Consider the following 24228-nt stretch of genomic DNA (forward strand, 5'->3'; position numbering starts at 1 on the left):
CCGGAAGTCGATCTAACCTAGTAGGCATGGCCAGAACTCAACTCACTCTAGCCGCGTTAGCCACCTCCGCAGTTCCGGGGCTCGACGTGGCCTACACCCGCAAGCACAGTGCCGGCGCGCACGGACTGTTCGACTCGGCGCTCGTCATTGACACAGACGGGCGGGCGCTAATCATTCGCGTTCCCACCAGCCAGTCGGCCGAAACCGAACAGTCCGCCGACCTCGTGGCGCTGCGCGCGCTCACCACCGGCAATCGCAGTCGACTGCCGTTCGACGTGCCCGAATACGTCGGCCAGACGCCCATTCAGGGAACCCGCGCTGTGGTCTATGAGCTGCTGGCCGGCGACAGTTTCGATGCGGATGCCCTCACAGGACACGAGGGCGTCTCGGGGTCGATCGGCCGCGCCATCGCCGCGATCCACTCACTGCCGAGCGCTTTCATCGGCACGGCCGGGCTTTCCCAGCAGAGCGCTGAACAGTGCCGCAAAGACGCCATCGACCTGATCGACCGGGCCGCCAACACCGGATACCTTCCCGCAGCACTGCTGCGCCGCTGGGAACAGGCCACCGACGACGATGCCCTCTGGCAGTTCGCGCCCGCGGTGGTACACGGATCGATGTCGGCCGATTCTATTTTGATCACCGACGACGCCGTATCGGGTATTCTCGGCTGGTCCGGCCTGGCCGTCGGCGACCCCGCCCGCGACCTCCACTGGTTGCTAGCCGCGCGCGGAGATGCCGCTGAACTAGCCATCACCGCGTATTCGACCGCTCGTCAGGGCAGCGACACCCACATCACCCAGCGTGCCATGCTCTACGCCGAGCTCGAGCTGGCCCGCTGGTTGCTGCACGGTGTGAGCAGTCATGACCAGTCCATCGTCGATGACGCCGTCGCCATGCTCGACGGCCTCGTCGACACCGTGCACAGCCACACCCAACAGCCGCTCTCCCCCGAAACCGGCCCGATCATGACCGTCGGTGACGTGGAGAACATGCTCGACCATATGCCGCGCGCCGCCCGCGACTACGACCAGCACGCGGCGATGCATACCGACAGCTACAACTTCTCGGGGCACAGCATGGACTCGGACGCCAACTCTGATTCCTTTGACGAGTCCGATGACGGCTCCGAGCCCAACGACTCGCGCACCGGGATTATCGCCCCCGACCAGGCGGCAAGCAGGTCTGCCTCCGAATAGAGACGCTCGGGGGCGATGACGGTGTCGTCGGCGACGAAATAAAACACGGCGTCGACAATGCTCGGATCGATTCTCTTCCAGCGGGCGTAGGCCAACCGGTAGAGCGCGAGTTGCGTTTGCTTCAATTCGAGGTCAGCGGCGTTCTTGGGCGCCCGCCCGGTTTTCCAGTCGACAACCTGGTACCCCGTTTCAGTGCGATAGACCGCGTCGAGCTTGCAGACGAAGACCTGGCCGCCGAGCACGTGGTGAATTTCGATCTCGACGTCGACCGGCGCTCGATCGGCCCACTCGGACCGTTCAAAAGTGGCCTGCAAAACCGCAAACTGTTCCTGCTCGGGCACGGCGAGGTCATTCAGCGCCCCGGTACCGCCGTCATCGCCCGCACCGTCATCGCCGAAGTCCAGTTCGTTCAGCGCGGCATCGACGCGATCGGTGCCGGTCGCACCGCCAGCCCGCCGCTCCACCCAGGAGTGAAATAGGGTACCGAGCCGTGTGGCCCGGTAGGGGCGCTGCGGCATGGGGCGCCGTAGTTCGGCGGCGACTGCGGCCGGGTCGTCGACGTAATCTTTGAACCGGGATGCGGGGATGCGGGTGGGAACGGGGGTAACAGCGCCGCCGGCCAACCGCAGGGCACGTTCTTCCAATAGCAGGGTGACCGCGTGGGACCAGCGGGTGGGAGCATCCGCCTCGCTGCCCAAGACGCGGGTCGCGGCGGCTTCGACGAGGGCGCGGCGGGAGCCAAGCGGGTCAAACGGCCACAGTTCCGTGCCGCTGGAGGCGGAAGCAGGTTTGTCGGCCTCGGCACTCGTGTCGGGGATAGCCGGGATGAGCCCCGCTTTGGCAAGTTCCACGAGGTAGCGGCTGGGCTTTCGAACCGTCAGTCCTGGCCCCCAAAAGGAGCCGGTCAGCAAGAGTTCTTGCCTGGCACGGGTGATGGCGACGTAGATGAGCCGGCGTTCTTCGTCGTCGTGTCGCGTCGCCAATTGAGCCTTGTAGGTCTGGAAGGCCAGATCATAATCGAGCTGGGTGTCGTGGCCGGCGACTTCGAGCTCGGGCAGCTCGGAGCGATCACCCCGAAAAACGTAGGGCAGCTCGCCAAAGCGCAGCCACCCGCTGGAATCGTGAGCTAAGGCGGGCAGGCTTTTTTCCGTGAGGTTCGGAATGGCGACAAAATCCCATTCGAGGCCCTTGGCGCCATGAATCGTCAGCAACTGCACGGTGCCCTGTTCCGACATTTCAGCGCGCGGGCCGAGGTCGTCTTGCAGCTCCGCCCGCTTCAGCCAGCGCAGAAAACTGGCCAGGGTGCCCTGTTCGTCGCTGTCGAGGAATGCGGCCACCGTATCGTGGAAGGAATATAGGTTCGCGAGCCCGAGGTCGTTGTCTTCGTTCGCGGTCAGTTCGATGTCGAGTCGAAATTCCTGTTCGATCAGCCGCACGTAGTCCAGCAGCGGCAGGCCGGCGCGGGAACGTAACCACGCCAGTTGCCGGCCAGCCGACTGCACACGCGCGCGCCCCAGCTCGCTGAACTCGGCGAATTGGCTATGAGAGTCCGGCGCTGTGCCCAGAAAGTCCAGCGCGTCAACCAGAGAGCTGCCCTCATCACCGGCGACGGATGCCCGCAGCTTGCCCCGCAGGTCGGCCGAAATGGCTTTCTGGGCCCAGTCGTGCCGGGCCAACCAGCGTGCCACGTTGGCGAGTGCCTGCAGGTCGCGTGCACCGACACGGTAACGAGCGCCGCTGAGGAGGCGCACGAGTTCGCTGCCGGCAGCGGGATCGTGCACCACCCGCAGAACGCTCACGACGTCGGCGACTTCCGGTGTGGAAAGCAATCCGCCGAGGCCGAGCACGTGGGCGCGCACTCCATGGGCGCGCAGCACCTCGGCGAAGTAGTCCATCTCTCGGCGGGCCCGAAAGAGCATGGCCCCGGTGTGATCACCGACGAGCCGGGCGGCGAACCAGTTGGCCACCGCGTCGGCCTCAGCGGCAATGGTTTCAGCCATGAGCGCGTCAACGGTGCCGGCCCTGGTTCCGGCCGGCACCTTGAGTGTTTCAACCTGGATTCCGCCGGGTTGGGCGCGCAGTGTCTGACTCAGCGGATCGACGACGGCATTCGCGGCGTCGAGCACGAGGGCGGGGTTCCGCCACGTGAAGGACAGCGACATGGTCGGCGCTGCGGCCTTGCGACTGGAGTCGCTGGTGTTGAAGTCTCGCCCGAAGCCGAGCAAATTCGCCGAGCTCGCCCCGCGCCATCCGTAGATCGACTGGTGCGGGTCACCGACGGCCATCACCGGATGGTTTTGAAAGAGCGTGTGCAACAGTTCGGTCTGCAGCACGGAGGTGTCCTGGTATTCGTCGAGCAGCACGACACGGTACTGGTCGCGATAACGATCAACGACCGCATCAACTTTCTGGCAGACCTGAAGCGCGAGGGCCACTTGGTCGGAGAATTCGATGAGGCCGAGGCGGCGCTTCTCGCCGCTGTACTGCGCAGCGAGTTCGGCGAGCACGGGCAATGGCGCGACTGCGGCCAGGGCGTCTACCACCGAGTCGTACGGTTTTTTCTTGCGCGGGTTGCCGTAGGGCAAATCGCTCAGATAAGCGAAGCTTTCGGCCAGGCCGGCGAGATCGTGCGGGGTTCCCGGTGCGCCGTCGTGCCAGGCCGGCGGATTCTCAGCGACGGCACGACTGAGCTGCAACACGGCGTCGGTGACCTGGTCGACGCTCTTTCCGTAAGGCACCAGGCGGCCGTCGCCGTGCTCGATGACCACGCGCCGAGCGAGCAGCCAGGCGCTCGTTTCACTGAGTAGCACAGATTCCGGCTCGCGGCCGAGCAACAGGGCATTGTCGGTGAAGAGCCGGCTGGCAAAAGAGTTGTAAGTGGAGACGCTCGGCGTGTTGAACAGGTCGGACGACTCAGCCGTCAGGCCGTCGTCCGGGCCTGCGATGATCGGCATCAGCCCAGCGGCATCGAGGTCGGTGATGCGCTTATTGATGCGATCGCTCAGCTCGCCGGCAGCCTTGCGGGTGAAAGTGAGTCCAAGAATCTGATCGGGGCGGGCGTGGCCGTTGGCGAGTAGCCAGAGCACCCGGTTGGCCATCGTCTCGGTCTTGCCGCTTCCGGCGCCGGCGACCACCAGGGTCGGCGTAAGCGGCGCCTCGATGACCTCCTGCTGCTCAGCGGTGGGTGGAGGAAGCCTGAGTTCTGCGGCAATGTCGAGGGCGGAGACCGTGGTGGCCGTTGTCGTGAGACTCATGAGCTGACCTGCTTAATGACGTGGATGCGGCAGGACCCGTGGCTTCGCGGGTCGAGGCAGTGCTCGGTGATTTCGGCGAGGAAGGTGCTGCCGCCCATGCCTGCCGCGTCGTCGCGTACGCGGGTGCGAAAAGCGTCGAGCTGCTCCGGAGTGAACGCTGGCTGGGTGGGATTACGGTAATTCTGCTTGACCGTGCCGGAGGAGACGATGACCAGGCGGGCACCAGCCAGCGCCATGTCACCGGACACGCCCTCGATGACGCCCTCCTGAAACGCCAGTTGGTAGGCGCCAAGTTGTGGATGCTCCGCGACGCCGACATCGCTTGTCGCGTCGCCCTTGCCGGTTTTCAGGTCGACGATCACGGCCCGCCCGTCGGCTTGGCGTTCCACTCGGTCGATGGTGCCCGACAGCACGGCACCGCTCACTTCAAGTTGGAAGGTTCCCTCGGCGCTCAGCAACTCACCACCCCCGTTCTCGAAATCGAGCAGGTACGAGGCGAGCCGGTCGGTGAGCGCTCTGGCGGCGACCTTCTGCACGCGTGACTGCCAATCGGCGTCGAAGTCGAGTTCGTTCCAACGGGACTCCACGCCCTGCCAGAGCGCCTCTGGCCGACGATCGACGCAGTCTTCCATGACCTTGTGAATGATCGTGCCGAGGTTGGCGGCGGTATTCGAGCTGCCCCCGCCAACCTGCCCGATCAGCCAGTGCAGCGGACAGGTCTCAAAGGCGGCCATTCGCGACGGCGAGACACGCACCGGATCATCACCGGCCGCCGAGTCATTGAGCGGGCGCACGGTGCTCGGCTCGGTCAGGCCATACCACTGATCCGGTGCGGCGCCAGGCACATTTTCGCTGGCCAGGCGGGCCAGGGTGGCCGCGGCATCCGCTGCCCGGGCGGCCATCTCGGAATCGATGCGGGCCGGTGAGCGGATGGCCCGGGTCAGGTCACGGCGCATCCGCCCGGCCAGGCCGCGCAGCGACAGAGGGTACCGGGCAAAATCGTCAACGCCGCGCTCCGGCTCGGGGTCTGGCAGCAGACGAAGGAACACAGACGGCTCATTCTCTTCATTGCTCACTGCGGTGACCAGCAGTTCAGTCGTGGCACGGCTGACGGCCTGGGCGAACATGCGTAGTTCGTCGTGGAGTACCGCGGTGCGAGCGTCGGTGCCGGTAGCGTCATGCCCGGTGCCATCCTGGCCCGTGGCAACCAAGGCAAGGTCGCCAGCACCGAGCAGGGAACCACGGATGCGCAGGTCAGGCCAGACATTGGCCTGCACGCCGGCCACCACCACAATGTCGAAATCGCGCCCGATGGTGCCGCTTGGGGTCGACACGGTGACGGCCGCGCCCAGGGCACGCGGCGCGAGGGTATCTTCGGGCACATCGGTGTCGACGAGATGTTCCAGGAACAGCACCGGCGGGGCCGACGGGGTGCGCTCGACGTACCGCTGCGCCGCCGAGAACAGGGCCACGACGGCGTCAAGGTTGTGGTTGGCTTCGTCGGCGACGATTCCAGTTCCGGTGGACTGCTCTTTCCACTCGCGATCGAGGCCGCTGCGCTGCCAGAGCCCCCAGAGTAGTTCCTCGATGGTGGCACCGGCTTCGTATTCGATTTTCGCCTGGCGCAGACTCGCTCCGCAGCCTGCCGCGCGGCGAGCGGTGCGGTTATCGATGGTGGCGAGCAGGTCGGGGTTCTGCAGCGCGACAACGAGCAACTCGTCGGCGCTTTGCGGTGCGGGGGTGTCAGTGGCCAGCTCGTGCTGGCGCAACGCGGCACGTAGCCGGCGCAGGGTGATCGGGTCGAGCCCACCGAGCGGGCCGCGCAGCAACTGGATCGCCGCCTCGGGGTCGAGCGGTTTGCGACCCAGAGTCACCTCAAGAGCCAAGATGAAGGCCCTCACCGCGTATTCGTCACGCAGGGCTGTGCTCGCGGTAGAGATCTGCGTCGGCACTTCGAGTGCGGCGAGCCCCTTGGAAATCGACGGCACGAGCGCTCCGGTGCGCACGATCACGGCCATGCGCGACCAGGGGATCCCGGCAATTACGTGGCGTTCGCGCAGCAGCCGAGCGATGACTGCGAGCTGATCGGCCGGGCTGGTCGCAACCACGGTTTGCACGGAACGGTCACTCGCTTCTGCCGAATCGCGACCGGCCGCCGCACGCTGGGTTCCAGCCGCGGCGGCACCGATCCGGCCGGTGATCTCCGCCACGACTCGACGGATGTCCACGCCGTGCCGATACACCGTTTGCAGCACAATCGGCGCGGCTACCCGGCCGTCGGGTACGGCCCGGCCGTCGCTGAGATAGGAGCCAAGGCGACCCAGGACATCCGGATGCGCACCGTGAAACGAACCGGTGCTGATGTCCGGGTCACCGACGGCGATGATCGCCACCCCCCGCGTCTGAAACTGGGCCAGCAGTGTGATCGTGGCCTGTGTGACTTCCTGGGCATCGTCGAGAACAATCAGGCGCAGGTCGGCGAGGGAGCCGAGTGTTGCAACGCCGGCCGGTCCGGCCTGGGCGCCCGCCACGATAGCGGCAGCATAGCGAGCCAGTTCGGTCGAGTCGAATTGGCCCGGGCGGGCCTGGTCTTTGGCGTCTTCGTATCCGCGAATGAACTCGGCCGCAGCAACCCACTGCGGACGACCGAGGGCGAAACGCTCGAGCTGGCCCGGCGACACACCGTATTCGACGGCGCGCATCATGAGATCGCGAAGTTCGGTGCGAAAGCCACGCAGGCGGCGTACATCGGGACCGAGGGTCGCCGGCCAGGCCGGGCCGGTCTCATCATCGACGTGGCCCTGCAACAGCTCGGCAATGATCTGGTCTTGTTCCCCACCGGTGAGCAGCGTGGGAGTCGGACCGCCGGCCTGCGCGACCGCCGAGCGCACAATCTGAAATGCCACCGAGTTGGCGCTGCGAGCCAGCGGGCCGTTTGTCGGCACGCCAAGGCGCAGCGCAAGCCGGTCGCGCAGCTCCGTTGCACCGGCACGGGTCGGTACCAATACCAGTACCTCGCTCGGCGAATACCCCCGGTTGAGCACCCTGTCTGCAACGAGTTCGACGAGCGTGGTCGTCTTGCCCGAGCCGGGCGCGCCGATCACCGCGGCACTGACCCCGTCGGGGAGGTTCAGAACGGCGGCCTGGGCGGAATCAAGGGTGTGGTTTGTCACATTTCAACGGTAACGGGTTGCGCCGACAGTGAACTCTGTCAGGGCGGTGGCGCGTTCTGTCGTACTCTGGGCGCAAGGCTACGAAAGGCAGTTCTGTGGACATTCGCATTGGTATTTTCAACTCCCCCCGGGAGATCGGTTTCGAGACATCGCAGCCAGCAACCGAGATTGAGCAGACCGTTGCGGCGGCTCTCTCTGATCCGACCGGCTATCTGAAGCTCAGCGACAGCAAGGGCCGCGTCTATATCGTTCCGACTGTCGGCCTGGCCTACGTCGAACTCGGCAGCGAAGAATCACGTCGCGTCGGTTTCGTCGCCTAAAGCGCCATGGAACTCCTGTTCGTCGCACTTTTCGGCGCTCTCATCGGTCTCGGCGCGCGATATTTTCTGCCCGGGCGGTCAACCCAGGGCTCGGTGCTGGTTCCGGCGATCGGCACGGTTGCTGCAGCTGTGATCTGGGTCGCGCTGACCTGGCTCGGCTGGAATTGGGCCGGTGGATGGATTTGGTGGGTGTCTCTCGGGGGCGCCGCCGTGTCATCCGTCGTACTCAATCTGGTGATCAGCCGGCGACGCATTCATGCCGACCATCGGATGCTGCAACGCCTCGCCAACACCGGGTCCCCCGCTACCGCGTAACTTCAAAAAACCGATTGGCCCAAGCGACCGCGCGCCGGTCGCTTGGGTAGAGGTCAAGCAGCGGCGGCATTTACCCCAGCTGAACTGTTTACCATTGAGTCCGCAGCGATCGACTGATTGCCCCCCGTCAGGCCGTCAGGCCGTCAGGCCGTCAGGCCGTCAGGCCGAGTCCGTCCATGCGACGGGTGTGCGCGGCAATGAGTTCGGTGAAGACCGGTTCGATGCGCGCCTCGGCCGCGGCGCCAGGGCCGGTGCCCGAGTCCGTGCCTGGGTCGGCGGCCGGCATCGCGGAGCGAGCCACCAGCAGGGTATCGCCGACGAGCCGACGGCCCCACATCGCCAGCCGGGAGCCGAGCTCAACGTCGTTTTCGATGGCGGTTTGCAGTTCGTGTACGAGCACGTCGGTGCCGGAATTTTCTCCGAGCAGCTGCGCTACCCGCGGTCCGATATCCCGCGGCAGGCCGTCCGATAGCCGGATGAAAAAGTCCTCGAGGAGGCCGCCAGCGAGATAGCAGCTCAGGAGCAGCTCATGCCAGTCGGCGCCGCTGGTCTTGCGGCGAAACTCGTCGAGACTCACGACAAACGGGGCCATCTCGGTGGCTGGCTCGTGCCCGCGGCGTCGAATCTCGGTGACCAGGCCGTGATGTTTACTCAAGGCTCGACCGGCGGCGGCGCTGAGACCTTCCTTTACGTCAAGGTTCGGCGCGGTGGCAACGGCGCGGGCCAGACTTTCGAACTCGCCGAGCTCGCAGTAGGCGGCTTGGCCGAGAAAATGCTGAACGTCGGGGGCCAGCGAACTGATGTCCACTTTTTCGGTTGGCTGGGGCGCCCCGCGGGAGGAAAGCCGCGGGGCTTCATTGCGCTGCGGGCGCCGACCGAACCACGTGACCACGGGCTCAGCTTAGGACAGCGCGCCTGTGGTCGCGGTACAGACTGGGCAGTAAGGTGGAATTACGTCGCCGGCAAGGATCGGCGACCGCTGCCCGAGACGCAAAAACGGGCGCACTTCGCTTCCAGTTAATGACAGGCATACATTCGTGACTTTCTCCGAACTTAATATTGACCAGGACATGGTCGACTCCCTTGCCGCCAAGGGCATCCTCGAACCGTTCCCCATTCAGACCCAGACCATTCCGCTGGCGCTTGCCGGCCAGGACATCATCGGACAGGCCAAGACCGGCACCGGCAAGACCTTTGGCTTCGGCCTTCCGGTCATTCAGCGCCTCGGCCTCGATCCCGTACCCGGCGTGCAGGCGCTTATCGTCGTTCCGACCCGTGAACTGTGCGTGCAGGTCTCGGAAGACCTCGAGCTCGCCGCAGCCGGCCGTAATACCAAGATCGTCTCCATCTACGGCGGCAAGGCCTATGAAGGTCAGATCGAACAGCTCAAGGCCGGCGCACAGATCGTGGTCGGAACCCCCGGCCGCCTGCTCGACCTGGTCAGCCAGCGCCTGCTCACCCTCGCCAATGTGCGCGAAATGGTGCTGGATGAAGCCGACAAGATGCTTGACCTCGGCTTTCTCTCCGACATCGAGAAGCTGTTCGCGCAGACCCCGGCGACCCGCCACACCATGCTGTTCTCGGCGACGATGCCCGGGCCGATCGTGGCCCTGGCCCGCCGCTTCATGAACCGACCGATTCACATTCGTGCCACCGACCCCGACGAAGGCCTCATGCAGGCCAACATCGAGCACCTCGTCTACCGTGCCCACAACATGGACAAGGACGAGGTCATCGGCCGAATCCTCATGGCAGAGGGCCGAGGCAAGACCATTATCTTCACCCGCACCAAGCGGGCCGCCGCGAAGCTTGTCGAAGAACTCGGCGACCGCGGCTTCAATGCCACGGCCGTGCACGGCGACCTGAACCAGGAACAGCGCGAGCGCGCCATGGCGAGTTTTAAAAGCGGCAAGAAAGAAATTCTGATCGCAACGGATGTCGCAGCTCGCGGCATTGACGTTGAAGACGTCACCCATGTGATCAACCACACCATTCCCGAAGACGAGAAGGCGTACCTGCACCGCGTCGGCCGTACCGGCCGCGCCGGCAAGAACGGCATCGCCGTCACCTTTGTCGACTGGGACGACCTGCACAAGTGGTCGCTCATCAATAAGGCCCTCGACTTCGGCCAGCCGGAACCGATGGAGACCTATTCGTCGTCGCCGCACCTCTACACCGATCTGAACATTCCGGCCGGTTCCAAGGGCCGTCTGCGCGCGACTCCGGTGAAGGATGTCAGTGCCCACGAAGGGCGCGCTGGCGATGCTCGCACCGCCGGCGCCGGTCGTTCTGGCGGAGCACGCTCGGCGGGCGCGGGAAGTCGTTCCGGTGCGGCACGCGGCGGTCGTTCTGAAGGCGGTCGCTCCGAGGGCACTCATAGCGACCGCCGTGGCGATTCAACGCGTGGCTCCGACCGGCCGGCGACGAGCTCGGTACGTGAGGGTGGGGATGATGCTGGTCGCCCGACGCGGTCACGTACCCGCGTCGGTTCCAGTACCAACCCCGACGCCCCCGCTGCAACCCCGGCAGCCGGCACACATGACGGCGGCGGAACCGAGCACCACGACGGCAACAACGCACCGCTTCGTCGCAGCCGCACCCGTCGTCGCTCGCCGCAGACCGGCAGTGCTATCTAACACCTGATCAGCACCAAAACGTCCGACCCCCGGGCTGCCATCGTCTCGGCCGTGGCAGCCCGGGCGTCGGGCTTTTTCGTTGCGGTGCCGCGGCATCCGCTTTAATCGATCAGCCGTAGACAGGTGCGGAGCCGCGGCCCTCGGCGATAATGCGGTCGAGCACCTCGGGAGCGGTCGTATTCTCGCCGAGCCGATTGGGTTTGCCGGTGCCGTGGTAGTCGCTTGAGCCGGTGACAGACAACCCGAACCTTGCGGCGAGGTCGTACAGGCGCGCTGTGGGCTCCGGCTTGTTTTCGCGATGCTCGAGTTCGAGGCCGAAGAGTCCTGCTTCGACCATGGTTTTTAGCCGACTTTCCTCGACGACATCGCCGATGCCGCGCGTAGCGGGGTGGGCGATAATTGGCACTCCCCCGGCGGAGCGCACGAGTTCGATCGCGCGTAACGGGTCTGGCGCGTAGTGAGGCTGGAAGTAACCGGCTTTCCAATGCAGAATGTCGGCGAAAGCGGCGCTGCGATTCAATGCGTGACCGCGCGCGACGAGCGCGTCGGCGATGTGCGGCCGGCCGACAGTGGCACCGGGAGTGGTCTGGTCGAGCACGTCATCCCAGTTCAGGTCGTAGTCCACACCGATGCGGGCCACCATCTGCTCAGCCCGGCTAAGCCGGGCGGCCCGCACCCGCGTCATTTCGGCCAAGAGCGCGGAGTCGGTCGGATCAAAAAGATATGCCAATAGATGCACACTGGCGTACTGCACCCGGGTACTAAATTCCATCCCGGGAATAAGTGTGATCCGCGCGGTAAGCGCCGCACTGGATGCCTCGGCCCAGCCGGACGTGGAGTCGTGGTCGGTCAGGGCAACCGTCCCGAGCCCCGCACGAGTCGCCGCACGAACCAACTCGGCGGGCGTTTCCGTACCGTCTGACACGCTCGAGTGCGCGTGCAGATCAATCGGACCCTGGAATTGCCGCGCGACTGCCATGACCCCATGCTAGTTGGACGCCCCTCCCACTCTCCGCGGTGCAGCGCTGGGGATTCCCCAGAATTCTGATCTAGTGTTCACAGCAATGTTGACGCGACTCCTCCGGGCACTGACACTCTTCGCTGCCGCCGTTTTCCTGCTGGTCCTGACCTGGCCGCAGGCATTCGGCCTGCACACCACCTGGGTCGTGGCACATCTCGTCTCGTTTCGTACGATCGCTGTCATCGGCGCGATCGTTGGCCTCGTTCTGTTCGGATTGCTCCGATTCATGCGGCCACTGCGCCGAATCCTCGGCATGGCCATGGTGCTGCTGGCCTTGTTCGCCGTGGCCAATGTGGGCATTCTCGCATCGCGCGGTTTTACCGCGAACACCGCCCAGGTGAGCACGGGTCCAGCCGGCACCGAAACGGATGCCGACACCGTCACGGTTCTCAGCTGGAACACGCTCGGCGATGTCCCCGGCGCTCGGGCCATCGCCGAACTAGCCGTCGCCCAGAACGCCGACGTCGTGACCCTGCCAGAGACAACGGAAACTGCCGGCATTCACATCGCCGAACTGATGCGCGAGGCCGGCCAACCTATGTGGGTGCACACGCTCGCGTTCGATTTGATCTCCAAGGCTCGGTCAACGACGCTGCTGATCAGCCCGGATCTTGGTGACTATGCCGTGACCAACGCCGCGGGTTCCAGCCCGCCAGACAACACCAACGTACTGCCGACCGTGGTGGCCAAACCGGTCGACGGTAGCGGCCCGACTATTGTTGCCGTGCACGCCGTCGCCCCGATTCAGTACGAGATGTCGAATTGGCGCAGCGACCTCGACTGGCTTGCCACCCAGTGCCAGGGCGACAACGTGATCCTTGCAGGGGATTTCAACTCAACGCTCGACCACATGGCCGGCCGGGCCAACGATGGTGTGAACTCTGTTCTCGGCAACTGCGCGGATGCTGCACTCTCGGCCGGTGCGGCAGCCGTCGGCACCTGGCCCACAAGTATTCCGGCGCTCCTCGGCAGCCCGATCGATCACGTGATGGCAACTGGGAACTGGCAGGTGAGTGCGCTGCAGGTGATCGAGTCGCTTGACGGTGCCGGCAGCGACCACCGCCCGATCGTCGCCACGCTCACACCGGCCAGATAGTTTCTGCCGCGTCCCGCACCAGCGTGATCGGTCGCTGCCCAGAGTGCGGTGCGAGAATAGTGAGATGGCTGATATCACTGCTCCCACTCTTATCCCCGCTGCGCGTTCGAACGAGAACCGATCGACGACTCCCGGGTCTACCGGCTTTAAATCGTTCATCGCGAGCGGCTGGGCCGATCGTACGGATGTGCTTACTGACGCCCGCGAGCAGGCGCCCTTTGCCGCCGCGCGCCGCGAACGACTCTCGGCTGCGTACCCGGGACAGCGCCTGATCATTCCGGCTGGCCGCTTGAAGCAGCGCTCCAACGACACCGATTACGCGTTCCGTGCGCATTCCGCCTTCGCCCATCTCACCGGTTGGGGCAGTGACAGCGAACCCGGCGCCGTACTCGTGCTCGAACCGGCAGCGGCCGGCGGCCACGACGCGACCCTGTACTTTCGGGAACGAGCCGGCCGCGACTCCGACGAGTTCTACGCCAATCCTGACATCGGCGAATTTTGGATCGGTCCGCGCCCCTCGGTCGCCCAGGTAGCGAGCGACCTTGCTCTCCATGTGCGAGGTATCGCCGAACTCGCTGGCGTGCTGAGCACAGTGGACAGCGAAACGCTCGTACTACGTGAAGCCGACCCGACCTTCACCGACCAGGTCGACGAGGCCCGCCTGCGTTTCGCCGCCGAGCGGGTGCTCGGAAGCAACGCCACGGACTCACCGTTCAGCATCGAGATCAACGCCGAGCACGAGCCCGACGCCGGTTTGGCCCGCGATCTCTCCGAGCTGCGCCTCGTGAAAGACGCCTTTGAAATCGCGCAGATGCGCCTCGCCATCGCAGCAACAGCCCGCGGCTTCGACGATGTCATCGCCGATCTGCCCCGGTCGCGCCAGCACGCCCGCGGCGAGCGGCTGGTGGAGGGCGTCTTCAACACCCGGGCCCGCACCGACGGCAACACTGTCGGCTATGACACCATCGCAGCCTCCGGACCGCACGCGTGCATCCTGCATTGGACCCGCAATGACGGCGCCGTCGCTCCCGGCGACCTTATGCTCATTGATGCCGGAGTGGAACTCGACAGCTATTACACCGCCGACATCACCCGCACCTTGCCGAATAATGGTGTCTACACCGAAGTGCAGCGTCTGGTTTACGAGACAGTGCGAGAGGCAGCGGATGCCGCCTTCGCCGTCGTTCGCCCCGGCGCTGTGTTTCGTGAGGTGCACGCCGCGGCAATGGCCGTGATCGCCCGGCGCACCGCCGAGTGGGGCATGCTCCCGGTCACCGCCGAAGAGGCCCTGCAGCCGGAGAACGGTCAGCACCGTCGTTACATGGTGCACGGCACCAGCCACCACCTCGGCATCGACGTGCACGACTGCGCGCAGGCGCGCCGCGATATGTACTTAGACGCAGTGCTCGAACCGGGCATGGTCTTCACCATCGAACCCGGACTGTACTTTCAGCCAGACGACCTCACCGTTCCGGCGGAGTTCCGCGGCATCGGCGTGCGAATCGAGGATGACATCCTGGTGACCGAGGCCGGTGGCGAGAACCTCTCAGCAGCCATCCCCCGCACCGCCACAGAGGTCGAGGCCTGGATCGCCGCAGCCCAGCGCTAACTTGACCGAGGGAGCGCAAAGATCACCATTCAGCGCCGCTGTTCTGGTGCTCTTTTGCGCTGCCGCCCGATTTACTCCGGGTTTGCCGGGGCTTCGGGGTGCGACGGAGCTGCCGGTTCGTTCGAAACGCCACCGAGCACGTTTCGCGCCCGGTTGACCAATTCGACGTCGACGATGATCTGATAGCTGGTCGCAATGACCTGCATGGTCGAGGTGAAGTCGCGCCGACGCCGGTTGATGGCATAGCTCACGATACCCAGCAGCATGCCGAATCCGGCACCCATGATGAGTGCTGCGAAAACGAACGGCAGGCTTGACCCGGTGGGCGAGAACAGAAAGAACAGAATGCCAAAGAAGATCCCGAGCCAGGCACCGGATGCCGCTCCAGCGAGCGCGACCCGGCCGTAGGTGAGTTTGCCGGTCACGCGCTCGACACTCTTGAGGTCGTTGCCCACGATCGAGAGCTGTTTCACTGGGAAATCGGCCTTGGCGAGCGTATCGACGGCGGCTTGCGCGTCGGCATAGGTGCCATAGGTGGCGAGCACCTCCCCGCGCGGCAACACAGGAGGAAGCACCGGGCGGCGTCGGGAAAAAAGGCTCTGATTGCTCATTGCGCCATTCTTCCATGCCGTGCTGATTATGAAATGTGCCGAATCAGCGATGTTCGGGTGTGGGATCGCACGGTGACATTCAAGCTGTGACATTCGCACCGGGGCACCGCGCGGTGGCCGTATTATCGCGCCGGTGGCCTAGATTTGTTATGTGAGTGCCACCAGAGTTTTTGTTGCCCGACTGGCCGGGTGCATTGTTTTCGACCCTGCGGGCGACCGCGTCGGCAAGGTGCGCGATGTTCTTGTGGTGTATCGAAAAAACGACCCGCCCAGTGTCGTCGGCCTGATCGTGGAGATTCCAGGCAAACGGCGCGTGTTTGTATCGATCAATCGGGTCACCAGCATCGGCAGCGGCCAGATCATCACGACCGGCCTGATCAACGTGCGCCGCTACGAGCAGCGCGGCGGTGAAGTACGGGTCATCGCCGAATTGCTCGGCCGCAAAGTGGTCTTCAACGACGGCTCTGGCGAGGCCACGATCGAGGACGTTGCAATCAAGGAAGGTACAGAGGCCGACTGGGCGATCAGCCAGCTGTTCGTGCGCCGGCCCAAGACCAGCGCCTCCCCCTTCGTCAAGGGTGTCACGACTTTCACGACCTGGGCCGACGTGCACGAGAAAGAGACCAAGGGCCAGGCGCAGTCCGCCGAGCACCTCATCGCTACCTATTCCGACCTTAAACCGGCCGACCTCGCCAACACCCTGCTCGACCTGCCCCGTGAGCGCATGTTCGAGGTGGCCGGTGAACTGCCCGACGATCGCCTCGCCGATGTACTCGAGGAGATGCCCGAAACCGATCAGGTCGGCATTTTGACCAGCCTTGGCGACGCCCGCGCCGCCGATGTTCTCGACCAGATGCAGCCAGACGACGCGGCCGACCTCATCGCCCAACTGCCCGAGGAGCGCGGTGAGCAGCTGCTCGACCTGATGGAGCCCGAAGAGGCCGAGGACGTGCGTTTTCTGCTCTCCTACGCTCCCGACACCGCTGGCGGGCTCATGACGACCGAGCCGATCATCGTCTCGGCCGACGCCACCGTCGCCGAGGGGCTCGCCCGCATCCGTCGCCACGACCTGGCACCGGCGCTCGGCGCGGCGATCTGCGTCACCCTCCCGCCCTACGAAGCGCCTACCGGCCGCTTTCTGGGCATGGTGCATTTTCAGCGGATGCTGCGCTACCCGCCCCACGAACGCCTCGGCACGCTGCTCGACGCCGGGCTGGACCCGGTGACCGCCGACACCTCGGCCGCCGAAGTCAGCCGCATCCTGGCAAGCTACGACCTCGTCTCGGTGCCCGTCGTCGACGAGAATTACCGACTGGTCGGGGTGGTCACGATTGATGACGTGCTCGATTATCTACTCCCCGACGACTGGCGCAGCCACGATGGCAACGATGACGTGCGGCGCCGTGCGGCGGCCCGCAGCGAGCTGAGAACCGGCAGTATCCCGCTGCCCGGAGCGCAAAGGACAACTCGTGGCCCGCAATAACCGCGTCGACCTGCGCCTCGATGCGCCGAAGGGACTGCGCTCAAGCAACCTTGTGGGTCTCGGGCGCACCGGCCACAGCCGAGACCGGTTCGGCCGGTTCACCGAGGCGATCGCGCGCGGTATGGGAACCCCGTGGTTTCTGCTCGGCCTCACCCTGTTCGCCGTTTCCTGGATCACTTGGAACACCCTGGCACCGGTGGAGTGGCGCTTCGACTCCGTCGCGCTCGGGTTCATCGCACTGACCCTCGTCTTATCGATGCAGGCGTCCTATGCGGCTCCGATGATCTTGCTCGCCCAGAACCGGCAGGACGACCGCGACCGGGTGCAGTTCGAGCAGGACCGGCAGCGCGCAGAACGCACCCTCGCCGATACCGAATACCTGGCCAGGGAGGTCGTGGCTCTGCGCATCGCGATCAAGGACATGGCCTCAAAGGATTTCATCCGCGCGGAACTGCGCGGACTGCTTGAACACCTGGATGAGCGCAGTGACGAGCGCAGCCGCCCAGACGACGAAACTGACAACAGCACTACGGAAAGCCGCCCCACCGCATGAATTCTGCTTCCGATGCCATCCGCGCCCGTGTTTTCGCCGCCCTTGCCGGGGTGACCGACCCGGAGATTCGCAAGCCCATCACCGAGCTCGACATGGTCTCGGGGGTGACGGTGAGCGACACCGGGCGGGTGAGCGTCGGTATCCGCTTGACCATTGCCGGTTGTCCGGCCGCTGCACGCATCGAGAGCGATGTTCTCGCCGCCGCCGAATCGGTGTCGGGGGTGGGCCGTGCGAGCGTCGAGGTCGCCGTCATGACGCGCGAGCAGCGCACCGCGCTCACCGAAAAACTGCGCGGCGGGCAGGTGCAACGCAGCGTGCAGTTCGGCCCGGAGTCGCTCACCAGGGTCTACGCGATCACGAGCGGCAAGGGCGGCGTCGGCAAGTCCACCGTCACCGCCAACCTGGCCGTCGCTTTGGCCGGAGAGGGACTGCGCGTGGGGATCGTCGACGCCGACGTGCACGGTTTCAGCATTCCCGGCCTGCTCGGCCTCGTGCACAACGGGCTCGCGGTCAAACCGACCCAGGTGGGCGACATGATCCTGCCGCCGATCGCACATAACGTGAAGGTCATCTCGATCGGCATGTTCATCGACGATGCGTCGGCGGCGGTCGCGTGGCGCGGCCCGATGCTGCACCGCACGATCAAACAGTTTCTGACCGACGTGTATTTCGGTGATCTCGACGTGCTGCTGCTCGACCTGCCGCCCGGTACCGGGGACGTCGCCATCACGGTGGGGCAGCTTTTGCCACACGCCGAGGTCATCGTCGTGACTACCCCGCAGGCTGCGGCGGCCGATGTTGCCGAGCGCAGCGGAATCGTGGCCCGGCAGACCGGGCAGAGCGTCTATGGCGTGATCGAGAACATGTCGGCGATGGTGCAGGCCGACGGCAGCCTGCTCGAACTGTTCGGTTCGGGCGGCGGCGCCGAAGTGGCCAGGCGTCTCTCCGTCGGCCAGACGGCACCGGTGCCGGTGCTCGCGCAGATTCCGCTGAGCGTGGCGCTGCGAAGCGGCGGGGATGCCGGCCTGCCGATCGTACTCGGCGCGCCGGATGACCCCTCGGCCCGCGCCATTCTGGAGCTCGCCCACAGTATGAAGACGCGTGCCAGGAGCCTGGCCGGTCTCAGCCTCGGACTCACGCCCCGCTGACGCCTAGTCCTCGGGCTTGACCAGGGTCGCCGCGTGGTCGGGAACCTGGTGGTTCATCTCGCGCGGCGGCCGCTCATAGTCGGAGTCCGGTGGGCGCTTTGGAATGTGTACCTTGGGCGGGTCAGTTTTCTCGTAGGGCACGAGCGAGAGCAGGTGGCTGATCGCGTTCAGCCGGCTAGCCCGCTTGTCTTCACTCTCCACCACCCACCAGGGCGCTTCGGCAATGTCGGTGTGCACGAACATCTCGTCTTTCGCCTTGGAATAGTCCACCCACTTGGTGATCGACAGCACATCGGTCTCGGACAGCTTCCACCGACGCATCGGATCTTTTAGGCGTGAACGAAAACGCCGTTCCTGTTCCAGGTCAGACACTGAAAACCAATATTTGACCAGCAGGATTCCGTCTTCGACCAGCATCCGTTCGAACAGGGGGGCCTGGTGCAGAAACCGACGGTATTCATCACTCGTGCAGTAGCCCATGACGCGTTCAACGCCGGCTCGGTTGTACCAGGAGCGGTCCATCAGAACGATCTCACCAATCGAGGGCAGGTGCTCGATGTAGCGCTGAAAATACCATTGGCCGCGCTGGCGTTCGGTGGGCATCGGCAGGGCTACCACGCGCGCAACACGTGGATTGAGGTACTGGGTGATGCGCTTGATCGCCGACCCCTTGCCGGCGGCGTCGCGGCCCTCGAAGATCACCACGACCCGGGCACCGGACGACTTTACCCATTGCTGCATCGTGACCAATTCGGCCTGCAGCCGGGCGAGCTCGGCCTCGTAGACGTTCTTCTTGACGCGTTTGAGCTTCTTGACCTCAGACATCAACGTCTCCTTCTGCTCTTCGCTGTGCGCGAACGCCTGGCAGTTACGTGGATTCGGAATCGAACGGGGCCAGCTCGAGCGCGGTCAAAGCAGCATCCCTCGCACGCTTACGTTTTAGGTAGGCGCCCTCAGGATTGGGCTCGGCGCGTGAAATCGTCGCGGACTGATCCTTGAACGGGTCTTCGTCGGCGAGGGCTTCCCGGATGATGCGGCGCGGGTCATACTGGCGCGGGTCCAGTTTTTTCCAGTCCAGATCGTCGAACTCCGGGCCCATTTCATCGCGCATACGATCTTTGGCACCGTTGGCCATGTCGCGGAGCTGCCGCACGAGACGACCCAGCTGGGCGGCATAGTGCGGTAGCTTATCGGGGCCAAGCAAGAAGACAGCGATGATCCCGATAAGAAGAATCTTCTCGAACGTCAGCCCAAACATGTCCTTAGAGTAGCGCCCGGCGAGGCATCCCCAGACCACACGCACCACGGCCCTAGTCTTGACCTAATCATCTACTGGAGTTATTTGTGTCTGACATTGAACTGAACTGGAAATTCTCTGACGACTGTGTCGTGGAGTCCGAAGCCATTATTCGAGCGCGCCAGCAATCCCTCGAGCTGGGAATCGACGCGATAACGCCCGCGGTCGGTGCGCAATCGGCCGTTCTGGCCGCTGCTACCGGGGCACGCAGTATCCTCGAGGTTGGCACAGGGGCCGGAGTTTCGGGCATCTGGCTGTTGACCGGGGCGCCTGGCGCCACCCTCACGTCGATCGACACCGAGGTCGATCACCTGCAACACGCCAAGGCGAACTTCGCCGAGGCAAAGGTTCCAGCCAACCGGGTGCGCCTGATCACGGGCAAGGCCAGCGAGGTCCTGCCTCGCATGAACGAGAATTCTTACGACATTGTGTTCATTGATGCCGACCCGCAGTCGGTCATCGAATACGTCGAACACGGACTGCGCCTGGCCCGTCCGGGCGGCACCGTGCTCGTCGCGCACGCCCTCTGGCGAGGCCGGGTCGCCGACCCGGCCCAGCGCGACGATGTCGCGACGGGCTTCCGCACGCTGCTGACCGAAATTGCCGCGTCGAGCGCGGTCATCAGTGCGCTCTCCCCCGTCGGCGACGGCCTGCTGCAGATCACCAAGCTGCGCGCCTGACGCGCCTGCACACAGCAGAACGGCCGCACATTGACTGCGCGGCCGTTCTGCTGTTACCTACAGGAACACGAGGCTACTTCGCTGCAGCGACAACCCCGGCGAGTGCATCGTGAAGTTCCCTGGCCTCAGCGTCGTTGACTGAGACAACGAGCCGACCGCCACCTTCGAGCGGTACACGCACGATGATCAGGCGCCCCTCTTTTACAGCCTCCATTGGCCCGTCTCCGGTCCGTGGCTTCATGGCCGCCATGAACTCCCCTTCCATTCGTCTTTGTATACCCATTATCGACTATCTGGGCCCGAGACGTAAATTCGGGTCGGACTCAGTGTCAGATTCAGTCGTTCATGCCTAGTCTTTAGGGGGGTGTCCAGTCATACCCGTCGACGCCCCAACAGATCAGCAGCCAGCCCCATTGGCCGGCCACGAAAAGCAATACGATCGCCACCCGGTAGACCCGGCTGCGCGGCAACGCGGCCGCGCCGAGCACCGGAAACATCGGCATGAGAAGCCGAAACGTGCTCGATTGCGGAAAGAAAACTGCGAGCAGGTACAGGCCATAGCTAGCCAGCCACAACCGCAGATCCACACCGAGCCGGCGCACGGCCGGCATGAACAGGAGCAGGGCGAAGGCCAGAATGAGGGCGGTGACCACGACGATCCCCCATGGGCTGCCGAGCCACCAGGTTCCCCCCTGGAACCACGCGGTGAACGGCACGAGCTCCACGTAACCGATGTACGGGGCCCGCCAGGCCAGCTCCGTGTCGGTGTACGCCATCGAGTCTCCGGTGGCCGCCCAGGCCGCGATCGGCCAGGCCAGCCCCATCAGCGCGCTGAACAGGGCGACAGACGCCGCCAGCATCCGCTCTCGCCCGGGAAACGGGTCGCGAAATCGCGTGACGAAACGGTAGATCACGTGCAGGCCAAGGGCGAGGGCGAATGCGAGCCCGCTTGGCCGGGTCAGGGCCATGACCGCGATGACGGGGTAGAGCAGCCAGTAGCGGCGCTCCAACAGCAGGTAGAGGGCGAGGGTCAGAAAAAATAGATACATCGATTCGGCATAGGCAAACTGCAGAATCGGCGATAGCGGGGCGGCGCAGAACAGCACGACCGAAAACAAGGCCGTGTTCGGCGGCTGCACGCGCGTCATCAGACGGTAGAACAGCAGAGCTGTACCGAGGCTGAAGACAACCGACACGAACACAGCCACGGGCGCCCATGCAAAGTTGGTCAGCTCCATGAGGAGCCTGGCCACGACCGGATAGCCGGGCATGAACGCCCAGGCATTTTCGCCGATCTGGCCGGTGTCGGTGATCGGCAGCACGCTCGGATAGCCGAGCACCGCGACGATGTTGTACCAGCGCCCGTCCCACATGGTCGCAAAATCGGTGTATTTCGGGCTCGCACCGGTCCAGGCGTTCGGGCCCTGCACGCTCGCCAGCACGAGAATGAGCATCGTTGTGACCAGTCGCGATAGCGCCCAGACCACGAGCACTTTGCCCCACCACGGGGTCAGCCTATAGCGGGCGTGCCAGACGGCCGGCAACCGGCGGGCGGGCTGGCGACGAACGGGGTGGCGGCGGGCAGCCTGGGTGCGGGGGCGGAACATCCGCTCAGTCATTGCGCTGTCGCTGCGCTACCGAACGGATGCGCTCAGCCAGTCGCGCAGGCCCTTCTCGCAGGCCGTGATCTCGGCCACGGCGACGCGTTCGTCGTCGGCGTGCGCCTTGAGCGGGTCACCCGGCCCGTAGTTGACGGCCGGAACTCCCAAGGCCGAAAAGCGAGCGACGTCGGTCCAGCCATATTTTGGCGTGGCCACGCCACCGACAGCGGCGAGGAATTCGCGGGCGAGCGGGGCATCGAGGCCGGGGCGGGCGCCCTCGGCCCGGTCGACGACGGTGAGGTCGTAGCCGGCGAAGAGCTCGCGTAGATGGGCGACGGCCTCGTCGCCGCTGCGGCTCGGGGCGAAGCGGTAGTTGACGTGCACCATGCACTCGTCGGGGATGATATTGCCGGCGACGCCGCCGGTGATGCCGACAGCGTTGAGGCCTTCGCGATAGACGAGGCCCTCGACCTCGACCTCGCGCGCCTCGTACCCGGCCAGAATATTGAGGATAGGGGCGGCTGTGTGGATGGCGTTATCGCCAACCCAGCTGCGCGCTGAGTGCGAGCGCAGCCCGAAGGTGCGAATCTCCACGCGCAGGTTGCCGTTGCAGCCGCCCTCGACCCGGCTCCGAGTCGGTTCGCCGAGGATGGCGAAGTCACCGGCGAAGAGGTCGGGACGGTTGCGCGCGAGGCGGCCGAGGCCGTTGAGGTCGTCGGATACCTCTTCGTGGTCATACCACATCCAAGTCACGTCGACCCCGGGGTCGCTCAGTTCGGCCGCGAGCTTGAGCTGCACGGCCACGCCGGCCTTCATATCGACGGTGCCGCGGCCCCAGAGATACTCGGTGCCCTCGATGGTCTCGTACCGGGTGGGCAGGTTGTCGTTGAGCGGAACCGTGTCGATGTGGCCGGCGATGACGACGCGCTGGGCGCGTCCAAGGTTGGTGCGGGCGACGACGGTGTCGCCATCCCGAATTATCTCGAGGTGATCGAAACCTTCGAGCGCGGCCACGATCGCGTCAGCAAGGACGGACTCGTTGCCCGACACCGACTCCATGTCGCAGATTTGCCGGGTCAGGTCGATCGACGTCGCCGTCAGGTCGAGCACGGTGAGCTGTGCCGGCCGTGCGGAGGCGCTGGCTGGAGCGGCGGGGGCCGGAGTCGTAGAAGTCACCCTACTAATCTAGAGGTATGCCCTCCGTTGTTACCGAAAACGCCCCAGCCGCACCGACCCAGGCCTGGGGGTACGGTCTCGCCACCGTCGCCGTCGATGGCACCGTACTCGACACCTGGTTTCCGTCCCCCGTACTGGGCTCCCTCCCGACCGGTCGCGACCGCTGGATCGTTCCGGCGGAACTGTGCGAAGCCGCTGGCGACGACGCCCGACGCGCGGTGCGCCTTGAGGCCATCACCGTGGAAATCACTCTCGATGCGGCGCCGGCGAGCACCTCGGATGCCTACCTGCGGCTGCACCTGCTCTCCCACCTTCTCGTTGTGCCCAACAGCATCAACCTCGACGGCATCTTCGCGCACCTGCCCACCGTGGTCTGGACCAATGCCGGTCCGATGCTGCCGGCCGACTTTGCCCGGCTACGCCCGACCCTGCAGCGCGCCGGCATCCAGGCCAGCGGCGTCGACAAATTTCCACCGCTGCTCGACTACGTCCTTCCGGTCGGCGTGAGAATAGCGGATGCTTCCCGCGTGCGGCTCGGCGCCCACCTCGCCCCGGGTACCACGGTGATGCACGAGGGCTTCGTGAATTACAATGCCGGAACCCTCGGCTCCTCCATGGTCGAGGGCCGGATCTCGCAGGGTGTCGTGGTCGGTAACGGCGCCGATATCGGTGGCGGAGCATCCATTATGGGCACCCTGTCCGGCGGTGGAACGCAGCGTATCTCGATCGGCGCCCGCGCCCTGCTCGGCGCCAACTCCGGCGTTGGTATCCCGATCGGCGACGACAGCGTTGTGGAAGCCGGGCTTTACGTCACGGCCGGCACCAAGGTCGTTCTCGTGGGCGAAACCGTCACAGCCGACGGCATCCAGCCGACGGTGAAGGCTGTGGAACTTTCCGGCGTTCCAAACCTGCTGTTTCGCCGCAACTCCATCTCGGGCGCCGTCGAGGTGCTCGCCCGCAGTGGCAGCGGCATCACGCTGAACGCCGCGCTGCACGCCTAGACTCCTGCCGCCGAGCGGATGTCGGTGGGTTCCGCTAGCATCCGGGTAGCGGCCT

20 protein-coding genes and 1 pseudogene are annotated in these 24228 nt (G+C 65.1%); 11 read left to right on the top strand and 10 right to left on the bottom strand.

Going from position 1 to position 24228, the window contains the following annotated elements:
- Window positions 1-26 precede the first annotated feature (26 nt).
- The gene (locus CXY70_RS18700; protein ID WP_104192961.1) at window positions 27-1199 is read left to right on the top strand and encodes a phosphotransferase; all 1173 of its coding nucleotides are present in this window, start codon (window positions 27-29) and stop codon (window positions 1197-1199) included.
- Between the two features lie 11 nt (window positions 1200-1210).
- Here CXY70_RS18700 and CXY70_RS14020 read toward each other — a convergent pair.
- Both CXY70_RS14020 and CXY70_RS14025 read right to left on the bottom strand, forming a co-directional pair.
- Window positions 1211-4453 (bottom strand): annotated as a pseudogene (locus CXY70_RS14020) (UvrD-helicase domain-containing protein); the annotation flags it as partial.
- Window positions 4450-7626, bottom strand: coding sequence for an ATP-dependent DNA helicase (locus CXY70_RS14025; RefSeq protein WP_104192963.1), 3177 nt, complete (start codon window positions 7624-7626; stop codon window positions 4450-4452). The pseudogene CXY70_RS14020 and the gene CXY70_RS14025, both read right to left, overlap by 4 nt.
- Window positions 7627-7721: 95 nt before the next feature.
- Between CXY70_RS14025 and CXY70_RS14030 the strand changes: the two genes are divergently transcribed.
- Window positions 7722-7946 (top strand): DUF3107 domain-containing protein, encoded by a 225-nt coding sequence (locus CXY70_RS14030; protein ID WP_104192964.1) that lies wholly within the window; start codon window positions 7722-7724, stop codon window positions 7944-7946.
- A 6-nt stretch (window positions 7947-7952) separates the two neighbouring features.
- On the top strand, window positions 7953-8261 hold the full coding sequence (locus CXY70_RS14035; protein ID WP_104192965.1) for a hypothetical protein: 309 nt from the start codon (window positions 7953-7955) through the stop codon (window positions 8259-8261).
- A gap of 151 nt (window positions 8262-8412) precedes the next feature.
- On the opposite strand, the gene CXY70_RS14040 is transcribed toward CXY70_RS14035, so the two are convergent.
- The gene (locus CXY70_RS14040; protein ID WP_104192966.1) at window positions 8413-9153 is read right to left on the bottom strand and encodes a ferritin-like fold-containing protein; all 741 of its coding nucleotides are present in this window, start codon (window positions 9151-9153) and stop codon (window positions 8413-8415) included.
- A gap of 145 nt (window positions 9154-9298) precedes the next feature.
- Between CXY70_RS14040 and CXY70_RS14045 the strand changes: the two genes are divergently transcribed.
- The gene (locus tag CXY70_RS14045; protein ID WP_104192967.1) at window positions 9299-10897 is read left to right on the top strand and encodes a DEAD/DEAH box helicase; all 1599 of its coding nucleotides are present in this window, start codon (window positions 9299-9301) and stop codon (window positions 10895-10897) included.
- Window positions 10898-11006: 109 nt separating this feature from the next.
- Here CXY70_RS14045 and CXY70_RS14050 read toward each other — a convergent pair whose 3' ends face one another.
- Window positions 11007-11876: a PHP domain-containing protein gene (locus CXY70_RS14050; protein WP_104192968.1), complete on the bottom strand. Its 870-nt coding sequence runs from the start codon at window positions 11874-11876 to the stop codon at window positions 11007-11009.
- 85 nt (window positions 11877-11961) lie between these two features.
- Here CXY70_RS14050 and CXY70_RS14055 point away from each other — a divergent pair, with 85 nt between their 5' ends.
- Window positions 11962-13014: an endonuclease/exonuclease/phosphatase family protein gene (locus tag CXY70_RS14055; protein WP_104192969.1), complete on the top strand. Its 1053-nt coding sequence runs from the start codon at window positions 11962-11964 to the stop codon at window positions 13012-13014.
- A gap of 64 nt (window positions 13015-13078) precedes the next feature.
- On the top strand, window positions 13079-14623 hold the full coding sequence (locus CXY70_RS14060; RefSeq protein ID WP_104192970.1) for an aminopeptidase P family protein: 1545 nt from the start codon (window positions 13079-13081) through the stop codon (window positions 14621-14623).
- A gap of 71 nt (window positions 14624-14694) precedes the next feature.
- On the opposite strand, the gene CXY70_RS14065 is transcribed toward CXY70_RS14060, so the two are convergent.
- The gene (locus CXY70_RS14065) at window positions 14695-15234 is read right to left on the bottom strand and encodes a general stress protein (RefSeq protein WP_104192971.1); all 540 of its coding nucleotides are present in this window, start codon (window positions 15232-15234) and stop codon (window positions 14695-14697) included.
- A gap of 151 nt (window positions 15235-15385) precedes the next feature.
- Between CXY70_RS14065 and CXY70_RS14070 the strand changes: the two genes are divergently transcribed.
- The 3 genes from CXY70_RS14070 to CXY70_RS14080 are packed head-to-tail and all read left to right on the top strand — an operon-like array spanning window position 15386 to window position 18418.
- The gene (locus CXY70_RS14070) at window positions 15386-16717 is read left to right on the top strand and encodes a magnesium transporter MgtE N-terminal domain-containing protein (protein ID WP_104192972.1); all 1332 of its coding nucleotides are present in this window, start codon (window positions 15386-15388) and stop codon (window positions 16715-16717) included.
- A complete protein-coding gene (locus CXY70_RS14075; protein WP_104192973.1) occupies window positions 16704-17270 on the top strand; it encodes a DUF1003 domain-containing protein in 567 nt (188 codons plus the stop codon). The genes CXY70_RS14070 and CXY70_RS14075 overlap by 14 nt, the downstream gene beginning before the upstream one ends.
- Window positions 17267-18418: an Mrp/NBP35 family ATP-binding protein gene (locus CXY70_RS14080; protein WP_104192974.1), complete on the top strand. Its 1152-nt coding sequence runs from the start codon at window positions 17267-17269 to the stop codon at window positions 18416-18418. The genes CXY70_RS14075 and CXY70_RS14080 overlap by 4 nt, the downstream gene beginning before the upstream one ends.
- 3 nt (window positions 18419-18421) lie before the next feature.
- Here the strand turns inward: CXY70_RS14080 and ppk2 are convergent, their stop codons facing one another.
- Window positions 18422-19243, bottom strand: a complete 822-nt coding sequence (ppk2, locus tag CXY70_RS14085; RefSeq protein WP_104192975.1) for a polyphosphate kinase 2 — start codon at window positions 19241-19243, stop codon at window positions 18422-18424.
- A gap of 43 nt (window positions 19244-19286) precedes the next feature.
- Complete coding sequence (locus tag CXY70_RS14090; RefSeq protein ID WP_104193187.1) at window positions 19287-19676, bottom strand: sec-independent translocase; 390 nt, start codon at window positions 19674-19676, stop codon at window positions 19287-19289.
- A gap of 86 nt (window positions 19677-19762) precedes the next feature.
- On the opposite strand from CXY70_RS14090, the gene CXY70_RS14095 reads away from it, so the two are divergent.
- A complete protein-coding gene (locus tag CXY70_RS14095) occupies window positions 19763-20395 on the top strand; it encodes an O-methyltransferase (RefSeq protein ID WP_104192976.1) in 633 nt (210 codons plus the stop codon).
- Window positions 20396-20468: 73 nt separating this feature from the next.
- Here the strand turns inward: CXY70_RS14095 and CXY70_RS14100 are convergent, their stop codons facing one another.
- From CXY70_RS14100 to dapE, 3 genes are all read right to left on the bottom strand, one after another.
- The gene (locus CXY70_RS14100) at window positions 20469-20645 is read right to left on the bottom strand and encodes a DUF3117 domain-containing protein (RefSeq protein WP_104193188.1); all 177 of its coding nucleotides are present in this window, start codon (window positions 20643-20645) and stop codon (window positions 20469-20471) included.
- A gap of 106 nt (window positions 20646-20751) precedes the next feature.
- Window positions 20752-22002: a hypothetical protein gene (locus tag CXY70_RS14105; RefSeq protein WP_233205945.1), complete on the bottom strand. Its 1251-nt coding sequence runs from the start codon at window positions 22000-22002 to the stop codon at window positions 20752-20754.
- Window positions 22003-22029: 27 nt separating this feature from the next.
- Window positions 22030-23106 (bottom strand): succinyl-diaminopimelate desuccinylase, encoded by a 1077-nt coding sequence (gene dapE / locus CXY70_RS14110; protein ID WP_104192977.1) that lies wholly within the window; start codon window positions 23104-23106, stop codon window positions 22030-22032.
- Between the two features lie 83 nt (window positions 23107-23189).
- Between dapE and dapD the strand changes: the two genes are divergently transcribed.
- The gene (gene dapD, locus CXY70_RS14115; protein WP_104192978.1) at window positions 23190-24173 is read left to right on the top strand and encodes a 2,3,4,5-tetrahydropyridine-2,6-dicarboxylate N-succinyltransferase; all 984 of its coding nucleotides are present in this window, start codon (window positions 23190-23192) and stop codon (window positions 24171-24173) included.
- Window positions 24174-24228 lie beyond the last annotated feature (55 nt).

This window comes from Cryobacterium sp. Y82, assembly GCF_002929495.1.
GTDB classification, from domain to species: Bacteria; Actinomycetota; Actinomycetes; order Actinomycetales; family Microbacteriaceae; genus Cryobacterium; species Cryobacterium serini.